Annotated in this window: 9 protein-coding genes; 5 read left to right on the top strand and 4 right to left on the bottom strand. The window is 69.9% G+C overall.

From position 1 onward, the window contains the following. Positions 1 to 11: 11 nt before the first annotated feature. Positions 12 to 734 carry a GntR family transcriptional regulator gene (locus AB0I82_RS02500; RefSeq protein ID WP_363255177.1) on the bottom strand — a complete coding sequence of 241 codons (723 nt, stop codon included), beginning with the start codon at positions 732 to 734 and terminating at the stop codon, positions 12 to 14. Between the two features lie 235 nt (positions 735 to 969). Between AB0I82_RS02500 and AB0I82_RS02495 the strand changes: the two genes are divergently transcribed. From AB0I82_RS02495 to AB0I82_RS02475, 5 genes are all read left to right on the top strand, one after another. Next, on the top strand, positions 970 to 2,214 hold the full coding sequence (locus AB0I82_RS02495; RefSeq protein WP_363255176.1) for an FAD-dependent oxidoreductase: 1,245 nt from the start codon (positions 970 to 972) through the stop codon (positions 2,212 to 2,214). A gap of 46 nt (positions 2,215 to 2,260) precedes the next feature. Next, positions 2,261 to 3,181: a dihydrodipicolinate synthase family protein gene (locus AB0I82_RS02490; RefSeq protein WP_363255175.1), complete on the top strand. Its 921-nt coding sequence runs from the start codon at positions 2,261 to 2,263 to the stop codon at positions 3,179 to 3,181. A gap of 2 nt (positions 3,182 to 3,183) precedes the next feature. Further along, a complete protein-coding gene (locus AB0I82_RS02485) occupies positions 3,184 to 4,254 on the top strand; it encodes a proline racemase family protein (protein ID WP_363256048.1) in 1,071 nt (356 codons plus the stop codon). Positions 4,255 to 4,281: 27 nt separating this feature from the next. Further along, entirely contained in the window at positions 4,282 to 5,778 is a 1,497-nt protein-coding gene (locus AB0I82_RS02480) for a gamma-aminobutyraldehyde dehydrogenase (RefSeq protein ID WP_363255174.1), read from the top strand. Positions 5,779 to 5,912: 134 nt separating this feature from the next. After that, a complete protein-coding gene (locus AB0I82_RS02475; protein ID WP_363255173.1) occupies positions 5,913 to 7,784 on the top strand; it encodes an APC family permease in 1,872 nt (623 codons plus the stop codon). Here the strand turns inward: AB0I82_RS02475 and AB0I82_RS02470 are convergent. From AB0I82_RS02470 to AB0I82_RS02460, 3 genes are read right to left on the bottom strand one after another with little or no spacing between them, the layout of a single operon-like run. After that, positions 7,749 to 8,762, bottom strand: a complete 1,014-nt coding sequence (locus AB0I82_RS02470; RefSeq protein ID WP_363255172.1) for a hybrid-cluster NAD(P)-dependent oxidoreductase — start codon at positions 8,760 to 8,762, stop codon at positions 7,749 to 7,751. The genes AB0I82_RS02475 and AB0I82_RS02470 overlap by 36 nt on opposite strands. A gap of 14 nt (positions 8,763 to 8,776) precedes the next feature. Continuing rightward, positions 8,777 to 10,030, bottom strand: coding sequence for an aromatic ring-hydroxylating dioxygenase subunit alpha (locus AB0I82_RS02465; protein WP_363255171.1), 1,254 nt, complete (start codon positions 10,028 to 10,030; stop codon positions 8,777 to 8,779). Positions 10,031 to 10,059: 29 nt separating this feature from the next. Continuing rightward, positions 10,060 to 12,120: an NADH:flavin oxidoreductase gene (locus tag AB0I82_RS02460; RefSeq protein ID WP_363255170.1), complete on the bottom strand. Its 2,061-nt coding sequence runs from the start codon at positions 12,118 to 12,120 to the stop codon at positions 10,060 to 10,062. Positions 12,121 to 12,216: the final 96 nt, after the last annotated feature.

Genomic DNA, 12,216 nt, shown 5'->3' with positions numbered 1-12,216 from the left:
GCCCGGAAATCTCAGGTGCGCGCCCCGCGCCCGCGTCGCCGGGCCGCCATCAGTTCCACGAGTTCGTCCGCGCTCTGCTGGGTGTGTGCCTCGACCTCGGCGTCGATGGTGTCGCCGTCGCCCCCGAGGATCGCCTCGACCAGCCGCTCGTGGACGCGCAGCGCCCGGTCGGGGTCTGCGCGCTCGCTCTCGTCGACGGAGATCGCGAGGTTGGTGTGTGCCTCGACCGTGGGCCACATCCGGATGAGCATGACGTTCTGCGACGCCGTCCAGATGGTGCGGTGGAGGTCGATATGGGCCTCGTGCAGCCGCCCGGCGTCCCCCGCGGCGTGCGCCTTCCGGTACGCCTCCCAGCTGCCGCGCACCAGCGCCTTGCGGGAGCCGTCCGGGTCGTCGGCGATGGCCCGCGCCGCGACCTTCTCCAGCGCCACTCGCACCGTCGCGATGTCGGTCAGGAACTTCTCGTCCACGGTCGCCACTACGACGCCCCGGTACGGCTGCTGCTCCAGCAGTCCCTCGTGGGTCAGCTGATAGATGGCTTCGCGCAGCGTGGGGCGGCTGACGCCCATCTGCTGCGCGATCTGGACCTCGCGCAGCCGCTGCCCGGACTCCAGCTCGCCGGCCAGGATCGCCCGCCGCAGCTCGCCGACGACGGCGTCCCGGCGGGTCTGGTTGGCGACCGGCCGGGGTCCCGCGGCCGCCGTCGGTGCCTGCTCACTCGCCTGCTCACTCATCGAACCTCCGCTGATTGTCAGACGACATCGTAGGGGCGTGGTCGTCGCCGTTGACATCCGCGGTGCGCGACGCTTCGGTGCGGATTTCGCAGCGACCTATTGACGGGGCACGTCAGCCCGCCTACGGTCCTGGCACAACGCAGATTGTCAAACAATCTGCGGCCGGGGGGTGAACAACTCCACGACCCCCGACGCCCGAGGCGCCCGTGCGCCCTTTCAGGAGGTACTCGACTCCATGCGGATCATTGTGGTGGGGGCCGGCGCGGTCGGCCTGGCCAGCGCCTACCGGCTGGCCAAGGACGGCTGCGACGTGACCGTCCTGGACGCCCGGCAGGCCGGCTCGGCGGCCACGCACGGCAACGCGGCGAAGATCGCCCTCGCGGAGAGCGGCCCCGTTCCGGCGCCGGGCGTGATCCTCCAGAGCATCAAATGGCTGCTCAAGCCGGACAGCCCGCTGTACGTGCGGCCCTCGCTCGCGCCGGACTTCGTCAAGTTCATGCTGAACATGGCCCGGCACTGCACCACCCGCGACTTCCGCGCGGGCCTGACGACCACCCTGCGGCTGGCCGAAGGCACCATGGACCTGCTCGACGACTGGCAGGCCGACGGCATCTCCTTCGAGATGCACAAGGCCGGCGTGCTGCTCGCCTTCGAGACCCGCGAGCGTTACGAAGAGCACCTGGCCTCGCTCGACATCTTCGAACGCTTCGGCATGGTCCCCGAGCATCTGCACGGCGACGCCGTCCAGCAGCGCGAGCCGGTCCTGAGCGACCGGATCAAGCACGGCCTGTACTTCCCCGACGACCGCCAGGTCGAGCCCGACTCCCTCACCCGCGGGCTGCTGAAGAAGTGCACCGAGTTGGGGGTGGAGGTCCACGAGAACACACCCGTACGCCGCTTCCTGCGCCAGGGCGACACCGTGACCGGTGTCGTCACCGACAAGGGCGAGTTCACGGGTGACACGCTTCTCCTCGCCGCGGGTGTGTGGACCGGACAGATGACCCGCCAACTCGGCGTGCCGCTGCCGATCCGCCCCGGCAAGGGCTACAGTGTCGACTTCGCACCGGCGCCGGTGAACCTGCGTACCTCGCTCACGCTGGAGGACGCCCGGGTCGCGGTCACCCCGCTCGACGGGTTCGTACGCCTCGCCGGGACGATGGAGTTCGGCGGCCTGGAGGAGAAGGTCAACGCCCGCCGGGTCGCCGCCATCAAGCACGCCGCCACCGAGTCGCTGCGCGGCTGGGGCACACCGAGCGGCGAGGCCAACCCCTGGGCGGGCCTGCGGCCCATGACCCCGGACGGCCTGCCGGTCATCGGCCGCCTGGCGCCACTGCCCAACGTCTACGTCGCCTCCGGCCACGGCATGCTCGGCCTCACCCTGGCCCCCGCCACCGCCGAGATCGTCACCGAGGCCATCGCCCACCACCGGATCCCGGACCTCGCCGAAACCCTCTCACCGCGCCGCTTCGGCCGCTGGTGACGCACCCTCAACTTTCCTTTAGCTCGTCCCTTTCTGGAGAAATACCGTGACCACTCAGACCGTTCAGACCGCCCAGCTCACCGGCATCCTCGCCGCCGTTGTCACCCCGCTCACCGCCGACGGCTCGGCGGTCGACGCGGCAGGCATCCAGCGCCAGGCCGACCACATCATCGGCAACGGCATCCGCGGCCTCGTCCCCGGCGGCTCCACCGGCGAATTCACCACCCTCACCCTCGACGAGCGCAAGCGCGCCACCGAGCTGTACGTACAGGCCGCCGACGGCCGCGCCCCGGTCGTGGCCGGCACGGGCGCGCTGAGCACCGCCGACACCGTCGAGCTGAGCGTGCACGCGCAGAAGGCGGGCGCCACCGCCGTCATGATCGTCCCGCCGTTCTACGACGCCCCCACCTTCGAGGAGCTCAAGGCGTACTTCGGGGCGGTCGCCGAGGCCACCGACATCCCGGTGATGTACTACAACATCCCCTCCGCGACCGGCGTCCAGCTCAGCCCCGAGCAGCTCGCCGAACTGGCCCGCGACACGTCCGTGACGTCGTACAAGGACACCGGCGGCGACTTCGCCTGGTTCTCCGCCGTCCAGGAGCAGCACGCGGGCGACATCACCGCCCTCAACGGCTGGGACACCCTCACCTTCGCCGCCCTCGCGAGCGGCGCGAAGGCCGGTGTGTGGGGCACCGCGAGCGTCATCCCGCGGCTGTGCGCCGACCTGTACGAGGCGGTCGCCGAGCGCGGGGACCTGGAGGCGGGCCGTGTGCTGTGGTCGAAGATCTTCCCGATCTGCCAGTTCCTGGAGTCCCACAACTACGCCTGCGGCATCAAGACCGGCCTGGAGCTGGTCGGCGTCGGCGCAGGCCCGACCCGCCGCCCGGTCCTGCCGCTCGCCCCCGAGCACCGCGCCGAGTTCGCCGGGCTGCTGCGCGCGGCCGGTGTCGAGGTCGTCGGCGCGTGACCATGGATGCCTTCCTGAGCGGGCGTGGCCGTATCGACGCCGTCGACGTGCACGCCGAGGGCGAGCCGGGCCGTGTGCTGATCGGCAGCCATCTGCACGTCAAGGGCGCCACCATGGCAGAGCGCCTGCAGTACTGCGAGAAGCACCTCGACGGGCTGCGCCGTCTGCTGCTGCAGGAACCGCGTGGCTATCCGGCGCTGTGCGGGGCGCTCGTTCTCCCGCCCGCCGACCCGGCGGCCGACTTCGGGTTCCTCGTCCTCGAACAGGGCGGCTTCCGCCCGATGTCCGGGTCCAATCTCATCTGCGCGGTGACGGCGGTCGTCGAGACGGGGGCCGTGCCGGTCAGCGAGCCGGTGACCGAGCTGACCGTGGACACCGCGGTCGGCCTGGTGCGGGCCCGTGTGGAGGTCGAGGGCGGCAAGGCCAAGCGGGTCACGTTCGCCAACGTCCCCGCCTTCGCCGTCGCCCTCGACCATGTCCTGGAGCTCCCCGAGTACGGGCGCGTCCCCGTCGACATCGTCTTCGGCGGCCAGTTCTTCGCCCAGGCACGGGCCGAGGACTTCGGCCTGTCCGTGGACCCGTCGCAGGCCAAACAGCTCGCACGGGCCGGTGCCGTACTGCGTACCGTCGCCCAGCGGGAGTTCCCGGTCCGCCACCCGGTCAACCCGGACATCGATGAGATCGCGCTGGTCATGCTGCACGGCCCATCGCCGACGGAAGGTGCCTCCGGCCGCAACACGGTGGTCCTGCCCAACGGGCCCGTGGATTTCAACTCCCCGGATACCTGGACCGGTTCGCTGGACCGTTCGCCCTGCGGTACGGGTACCAGCGCCCGCATGGCCGCGCTGCACGCCCGCGGCGCACTGCCCCTGGACACCGACTTCGTCCACGAGTCGATCCTCGGCACCACCTTCACGGGCCGGCTCACCGGCACCACCCACTTCGGCCCGTACGAAGCCGTCCTGCCGACCATCAGCGGCCGCGGCTGGATCACCGGCTTCCACCAGTACGTCCTCGACCCCACCGATCCTTTCGCGCAGGGCTACACCTTGGGCGACATCTGGGGGCAGTAGGCCCCGGCCCCTACATCTGGAGCACCCATGAACACAGACACCCCAGGCCAGCAATTCATCGCCGGTAAACGCCGCGACGGGACCTCGGGCGAGCCCTACGAGATCACCGATCCGTCCACCGGCGAGGCGATCGCGACCGGCATTCTCGCAGGGTCGGAAGACGTGAACGAGGCGGTGGCCGCCGCCCGCGCCGCATTCCCCGAATGGGCGCGCACCACCCCCGGTGACCGTGCGCAGGCGATGCTGCGCTGGGCCGACATCCTCGACACTCGCGCCGAGGAACTCGCCCGCACGGAAAGCAAGTTGGGCGGCAAGCCGATCCGGCTGGCCCGCGAGTTCGATGTGCCCGGCAGCATCGACAACGTCCGCTTCTTCGCGGCCGCCGCGCGCAACCTGGAGGGCCGCGCGAGCGCCGAGTACTCCGGCGACCACACCTCGGCGATCCGCCGCGAACCGATCGGCGTCGTCGGCTCGATCGCACCGTGGAACTACCCGCTGCAGATGGCCGCGTGGAAGATCCTGCCGGCGGTCGCCGCCGGCAACACCATCGTCCTGAAGCCGTCCGAGCTCACCCCGCTGACCTCGGTGATGTTCGCCGAGGCGGCACAGGAAGCAGGCATCCCGGACGGTGTGATCAACATCGTCACCGGGTCGGGACCGGTCGCGGGCCAGGCCCTGGTCACCCATCCCGACGTGGCCATGGTCTCCTTCACCGGCTCCACCGTCGTCGGCCGCCAGGTCGCCGCTGCGGCCGCCGGGAGCGTCAAGCGCGTCCACCTGGAGCTCGGTGGCAAGGCTCCGTTCGTGGTCTTCGACGATGCCGACCTGGAGGCCGCGGCGCGCGGCGCCGTTGCCGGTGCCCTGATCAACGCGGGCCAGGACTGCACGGCCGCCACCCGCGCCTACGTACAGCGCCCGTTGTACGCGGCGTTCGTCGAGCGCGTCGCGGCACTGATGGACGAGGTGCGCCTCGGTCCGGCCGACGACCCGGCCACCGACCTCGGCTCGCTGATCTCCCTTCAGCAGCGCGACCGGGTCGCCGCCATGGTGGACGCCGCCCGCGCGGCCGGCGCCACGGTGGTACGCGGCGGCCGGGCCCCCGAGGGCGCGCTCGCCCGTGGCGTCTACTACGAGCCGACGCTGATCACGGACGCGGCCCAGGACTCCGCCGTCGTACAGCAGGAAGTCTTCGGCCCGGTACTGGTCGCTCTGCCCTTCGACACCGACGACGAGGCCATCCGCCTCGCCAACGACACCCCGTACGGGCTCGCCGCCTCCGCCTGGACGCGCGATCTGTACCGGGCGGGCCGGGCCACCCGGGAGATCCAGGCCGGGTGCGTATGGGTCAACGACCACATCCCGATCATCAGCGAGATGCCGCACGGCGGCTACAAGTCCTCCGGCTTCGGCAAGGACATGTCCGCGTACTCCTTCGACGAGTACACCAACATCAAGCACGTCATGACGGACATCACGGGCCAGGCGCGCAAGCCCTGGCACAACACCGTCTTCACCAGCCGCTGACCCTTCGCAGAATACGGCTGCCCGGGGGCGGTCTCCTGGCAGGGAGACCGCCCCCGTCGGACACATCGGTCCCACGGCCCTCGCCAACACTCACACCACATGAGCACAAGGGCCGCCGAATCCCTGGAGGATTCATGAGCACACTACCCAAAACCCCACCACGGGACGCGGCCACCCCGGACGGCAAGCTGAAGCGCAGCCTCGGGCTGTGGCAGCTCACACTCCTCGGTGTGAGCACGCAGATCGGCTCCGGCTGGCTGTTCGCCGTCCTGTCCGCCGCCTCCGCCGCGGGCCCCGCCGCGATCGTCTCCTGGATCGTCGGCGCCGCCCTCTTCGTCGTCGTCTCACTGCCCTGGATCGAACTGGGCACGCTCTTCCCGCGCTCCGGCGGCATCGTCCGCTACCCGTCCCTCTCGCACGGCGCGTTCGCCGGCTGGGTGACGGGCTGGGGGTACTGGGTCGGCACGGTCTGTCTGCCGGCCGTCGAGGCGCAGGCAGTACTGACCTACCTCGGCGGCCGCTTCCCGCAGCTGGGCCTGCTCCGGGTCGACAACGGCATCACCATGCTGGCCTGGCCGAACGGCATCCTCTGCGCGTTCGTGCTGCTCCTCGGCTTCTTCGTACTGAACTTCTTCGGCGTGCGGCTGCTGGCCAAGGTCAACACCTGGGTGACGCTGTGGAAGGTCGCCGTCCCCGCCGTCACCTTCGTGCTGCTCTTCTTCGCCTTCAAGTCCGCCAACCTGACCGCGGGCGGCGGCTTCTTCGCGCAGGGCTCGCACGGCATGGTGCACGCCCTGGCCACCGGCGGCATCGCCTTCGCCTACCTCGGCTCCCGCCAGGTCCTGGACTACGGCGGAGAGGCGCGCAACCCGCGCCGCGACATCCCCCTCGCCGTCATCGGTTCGGTCCTGATACCGATGGTGGTCTACCTGGGCCTGCAGATCGGCTTCCTCGGCGCCCTGGACTGGTCCGACGCGGGCATTTCCGTCGGCGACTGGGCCGCCCTCACCGCCAGCGACTGGGCCTCCTCCCCGCTCTTCTCCGCTCTCGGCGCGGCCGGCTTCGGTGCCTTCGCCACCGTCCTCCTCATCGACGCGGCGGTCTCACCGGCAGCCAACGGCTGGGTCACCCTCGGCAGCGCCACCCGGACCTCCTTCGCCTTCGCCAACGAGGGCTACGCCCCACGCGGCCTGGGTAAGGTCAACAAACACGGCGTCCCCTGGCTCTCCCTCGCCGTCTCCCTGGTCATCAGCGCCGTGTTCCTGCTGCCCTTCCCCAGCTGGTACCAGCTCGTCTCGATCATCTCGGCCGGCCTGGTCCTCAGTTACCTCATGGGCAGCGCCATCGTCCCGGTACTGCGCCGCACCGCTCCGGAAATTCCGCGCGCCTGGCGGCTGCCCGCCTCGGGCTTCTGGTCCGCCGCGGGCTTTGCCGCCGGCCTGTTCATCGTCTACGCCTGCGGCTTCGTCTCCCTCGTACAGCTGCTGATCATCACCTTCGCGGGCCTCGCGGTCTACGGCGCGTACACCGCCCCGCTACAGGGCTGGATCGCCCCCGGCACCGGCCGGGCACTGTCCGCGGCCTACCTCGCCTCCTGGCTGTGGATCTCCGCGAACGGCGGCTGGTTCCTCAACGTCAGCGGCAAGGCACAGCAATGGAGTTGGGGCTTCCCGGTCTACTTCGCCGCCATGACCGCCGCGATCGGCCTCTACCTCCTCGCACTGCGCGCGGCCGCCACTCCGGAGGGCCGCCGCCAACTCGACGGCGGCACCTGGCTGATCGGCACGCTGCTGGCAGTCCTGGCACTGTCCCACTACGGCGAATTCGGCCCACTGCCCCACCCGCCGCTGTCCGACCCGTACGACCTCCTCGCCCTGCTCGTACTGTCCCTGGCTTGCTACGTCTGGGCGCTGCGCAGCGGCTTCCGCACCCAGCAACTCGATCGTGCGGTCACGGAGGATTACCCGACGTCATGCGTCGATCACCAGGTGGTCCAGCGGCTTTGAGCAGCACAGCAGGATCTTGTTGTGGGCGACTTCGCGGGGGCGGATACCGCCGTTGTGTTGCATGTCCACCGAGCCCGAGAGCAGTGTGGTCTTGCAGGTGCCGCACATGCCCTGCGCGCACGAGGCGGGCAGGGTGATGCCCGCGCGGGACGCGGCGGCGAGGACGGTGGTGCCCGCGTCGCAGTCGATCGTGCGCCCGCTGCGGGTGAACTCGACCTTGTAGCCCTGCCCGGTGTCGTGCTCGGGGACGGCCGATGCGGCGAAGGTGAAGCTCTCCTCGTGGTAGTGGGCCATGTCGAAGCCCTCCGCGGAGAGCATGCGCCGCACGGCTTCCATGTAGCCGAGGGGTCCGCAGGTGAAGACCTCGCGTTGGAGGAAGTCAGGAGCTGTCTCCCGGAGCCTCTCTGCGTTCAGCTGCTCGCCGCGGTCGTCGAGGAGATGTACCACGCGAATGTGCGGAGCCGCGGCCGCGATGAATTCGAGTTCGCGGCGGAAGATGATGTCGTCGAAGGTACGGGCGCTGTGGACGAACACCACGTCAACGGGGTGCGCAAGGTCGTACAGCGTCCGCGTCATCGACATCATGGGCGTCACCCCACTGCCCGCCGAGAGGAAGAGGTACTTCGGCGCCGGGTGCCGGGCGAGGGAGAACTGGCCGAGCGGGCCCCGCGCCCGCACGGTGGTGCCCGGGGCCAGACGGTCGTGGAGCCAGTTCGAGACCAGGCCGCCCGGGACTCGTTTCACCGTGACCGCCACGAGGTCCGGGCGGGTCGGCGGGGAGGAGATGGTGTAGCAACGCTCGACGGGATGGCCGTCGATATCGAGTACGAGGGTCAGGAACTGGCCGGGGTCGTGCCGGAACAGCCGGGGCTCGGTGGGTTCGAAGACAAAGGTCCGGACGTCTGCGGTGACGTCGTGGACCTGCTTGCACACCAGCAGCCCGTCGCTCCAGGCGGGCGGAAGGCTCGCAGTGGTCATGGCCGCTGTTGTCATCATCGCTCCAGGTATGCCTTCAGTCGGCCGATGTACCAGTTGATGAAGTCCTCGACCTGGGATTCGGTCGGGCTGTACGGCCCGGGCACGTAAGCCGGACTGCTGATGCCCTGCTGGGCGCGGGCGACGAAGGCCGCGTCCTGTTCGTTGGTGGCAGCCCATACGTGCGTCAGCGAGTCGAGGTCGTAGTCGACGCCCTCCACGGCATCGGCGTGCACCAGCCAGGTGGTACGGACGAGGGTGCGGTCCGCCGCGAGTGGGATGACCGAGAAGGTGACGGCGTGGTCCGCCGCGAAGTGGAACCAGGCGTTGGGTTGCAGATGGAAACCGAGGCGGCCGAGGCGGGCCGTGGGGAAGTCGGCCAGCAGCCGCTTGACCGCGGCCTTGCCGTCCGCCGTGAAGGACTCCCCGGCGAGGTCGAGCGGTTCGCGTTGGATGCGGAAGCCGGTGGGACGGTTGTCCAGTTCCTCGATCGTGGCGTACGGCAGACTCAGCGACTCGTACGTCGCGTGTGCCTCCGCTTCGGCCCGCAAGAAGCGCTCGTAGGTCGGGCGGAGGGCCGGCGGGACGTTCTCCTCCGTGAAGTTGTACAGGGGGAAATAGCAGCGTTGGAGCTCGGGGTGGCCGGCGCAGTGGTAACACTCCCGGTTGTTCTCCATCGTGAGCTTCCAGTTGGCGTGCTCGACGAGGTCGATCTGGTGTGCGACCTTCGCGTGCCGCAGATTGTGCGGCGCGATGTAGGGCTCGACGCGGGCGGCCATCTCGTCGAAGTCGGCGGGTGGCTGCGCGGCGAGGCTGAGGAAAACGAGGCCGGCGACGGTGCGGACGTGGACGGTCTTGAGGCCGAAGCACGAGGGGTCGAAGCCGGGCGCTTGCGACTCGGCGTGCAGCAGCGTGCCGTCCACGCCGTACGTCCAGTGGTGGTAGCCGCAGACGATGTTGCCCACGGAGCCGCGTTCCTCGTTGAGGATGCGTGCGCCCCGGTGCCGGCAGACGTTGTGGAAGGCGCGTACCTCCTCGTCGTCGTCGCGGACGAGGATGACGGAGTACGGTCCGACGGTCACGGTGATGTAGTCGCCGGGCTCGGGGAGTTCGGCCTCCGCCGCGACGAAGAGCCAGCTGCGGGCGAAGACGGCTTCGATGTCGAGGCCGAAGAACTCGTCGCTGAGGTAGAAGGGCGCTTCGAGGCTGTGGCCGACGGTGCGTCGGGCGACGAGGTCGGCGGCGCTCGTGACGGACGTTGGTGCGTTCATCTCATCTCTCCCGGGTCTCGTCGGCTCCGTCAGACCGGCAGGCACAGCCGCAGGGCGTCATAGACGGCGGCGTGGATGTTGCGACTGGTGACCGCGTCACCGATGCGGAACAGTTGGTACTGGCCCGTGTCGTTGCGTACGACCGTCTGTTCCTCGTGCGCCAGCAGGGCGCGGTGGTCCACCTCGCCGAGATTGCGGGAGTGGGGCAGGAGGTCGGTGTACAGCTCGTCGTTGGGGAGCGTGCCGTGCTCGACCACGACATGGTCGACGACGTGCTCGGTCTCGGCCTCGGTGTATTCGCTGTACAGGGTCGCGGTGAGCCGTCCGTCCCCGGTGCGGCGCACGGAGCGCAGCCGCTGGGCGAGGGTGGTGGTGACGCCGTGCGCGGTGAATGTCTTCAGATACGCCGGGGAGTTCATGCTGCCGACGTCCGGTGCCAGCGTGCGTTCTGGTGTGACGTAGTGCAGCCGGGCGCCGGCCGGTGCCAACAGCTCCACGGCATCCATCGCCGGATAGCCGCCGTGGTCGTCGTAGACGAGTACGTCATTGGTGCTCCGGGGCCGGAGGGAGCCGGACATCACGTCCCAGGTGTCGGCGACCAAATCTTCGCCCTCGGTGAGGAAGGATCGGTTGGGCATGCCGCCGGTGGCGATGATGACGAGGTCGGGGCGTTCGGCGAGTACGTCCGGGGCCTCGGCGTACGTCCCCAGGCGCAGGTCGACGCCGAGGTGTTTGCACTCGGCGACCCGCCAGTCGACGATGCCGAGCAGGTCACGGCGGCGGGGGTTCGACGCGGCGAGCCGCACCTGACCGCCGGGCTCGTCGCTCGCCTCGAACAACACAACGTCCTGGCCGCGTTCGCCCAGGACGCGGGCGGCTTCGAGCCCGGCCGGACCGGCCCCGACGATCACCGCCTTCCTGCGGCGGCCGATGGTCGGTGTGATGAGGTGGGGCAGTTGCAGTTCGCGCCCGGTGGCCGGGTTGTGAATGCACTTGGTGTCCCCGGAGTCGTAGATCGCGTCCAGGCAGTAACTCGCGCCCACGCAGGGCCGGATGCGGTCCTCCTGGCCGGAGGCCACCTTGGCCACCAGATGCGGATCGGCGATCTGCGCCCGGGTCATGCCGACGAGGTCCAACAGCCCTTCCCGCACGGCATACCGCGCGGTGGCCACGTCCGCGATGCGCGCCGCGTGCATCACGGGGATGTTCAGGCGCCGCCTGGCCTCGCCGGTGAACTCCAGGTACGGCGCGGACGGCGTCCCCATGGACGGGATCGTCTTCGCCAGGGAGGCATCGCTTTCGATGGTGCCGCGGATGGCGCTGAGGAAGTCGATGCCGTCGGCGCTGAACTGCTCCGCCGCGACCAGCGCCTCGTCGAAGGCCAGCCCACCGGGGAGGGCCTCGTCGAGCGCCATCCGGATCCCGACGACGAACTCCGGGCCGACGGCCTCGCGTACGGTGCGGATCACCCGGCGGGGGAAGGCCATCCGGTGCTCCAGGCTGCCACCGAGTTCGCCGCCGCGGTGGTTCGTCGCGGGCGACAGAAAGCTGTCGAGGAAGTGGCCGTACGACTGGAGCTCGATGCCGTCCAGCCCGCCCGCCTGACAACGCAACGCCGCGGCGACATAGTCGGCGACGATGCGGTCGAGGTCCCAGGGCTCGGCGGCCTTGGGGAACGCCCGGTGCGCGGGTTCCCGCAACGGCGAGGCGGCCACCACCGGCAGCCAGTCACCGGAGTAATTGCTGGTACGCCGCCCGAGGTGAGTGACCTGGCACATCACGGCCGCACCGGCCTCATGCACATCGTCGGCGAGCCTGCGCAGCCACGGCACGATCTCGTCCCGGTACAACAGCAGATTGCCGAACGAGGGCGGGCTGTCCGGTGAGACGACGGCGGAGCCGCCGATCATCGTCAGGCCGACGCCGCCGCGCGCCTTTTCGAGGTGGTAGGCGCGGTAGCGGTCCTTGGGCAGGCCGTCCTCCCCGAATGCCGGTTCGTGGGAGGTGCTGACCACCCGGTTGCGCAGGGTGAGGTGCTTCAGCCGGAAGGGCTGGAGCAGGGGATCCATGGTCATGGTCGATGCGCGCACAACCGCTCCTAGGAAAGCTCTGTGGCCGGCCAGGGCGTTTCGCAATGCGAAACAGTAACGCTATGCGAGACAAATGTGCGGCCTGAGTATCCCCGT

Origin of the sequence: Streptomyces sp. NPDC050315 (genome assembly GCF_040655775.1) — a bacterium.
Taxonomy (GTDB): Bacteria; Actinomycetota; Actinomycetes; order Streptomycetales; family Streptomycetaceae; genus Streptomyces.
The sequence above is the reverse complement of the archived record's forward strand: the minus strand, read 5'-3'. Positions and strand labels throughout refer to the sequence as shown.

Coding starts and splice junctions, on each gene's coding strand:
- AB0I82_RS02480 (WP_363255174.1), top strand. CDS start 4,282: ATGAACACAGACACCCCAGGCCAGCAATTCATCGCCGGTAAACGCCGC.
- AB0I82_RS02475 (WP_363255173.1), top strand. CDS start 5,913: ATGAGCACACTACCCAAAACCCCACCACGGGACGCGGCCACCCCGGAC.
- AB0I82_RS02500 (WP_363255177.1), bottom strand. CDS start 734: ATGAGTGAGCAGGCGAGTGAGCAGGCACCGACGGCGGCCGCGGGACCC.
- AB0I82_RS02465 (WP_363255171.1), bottom strand. CDS start 10,030: ATGAACGCACCAACGTCCGTCACGAGCGCCGCCGACCTCGTCGCCCGA.
- AB0I82_RS02470 (WP_363255172.1), bottom strand. CDS start 8,762: ATGACCACTGCGAGCCTTCCGCCCGCCTGGAGCGACGGGCTGCTGGTG.
- AB0I82_RS02485 (WP_363256048.1), top strand. CDS start 3,184: ATGGATGCCTTCCTGAGCGGGCGTGGCCGTATCGACGCCGTCGACGTG.
- AB0I82_RS02495 (WP_363255176.1), top strand. CDS start 970: ATGCGGATCATTGTGGTGGGGGCCGGCGCGGTCGGCCTGGCCAGCGCC.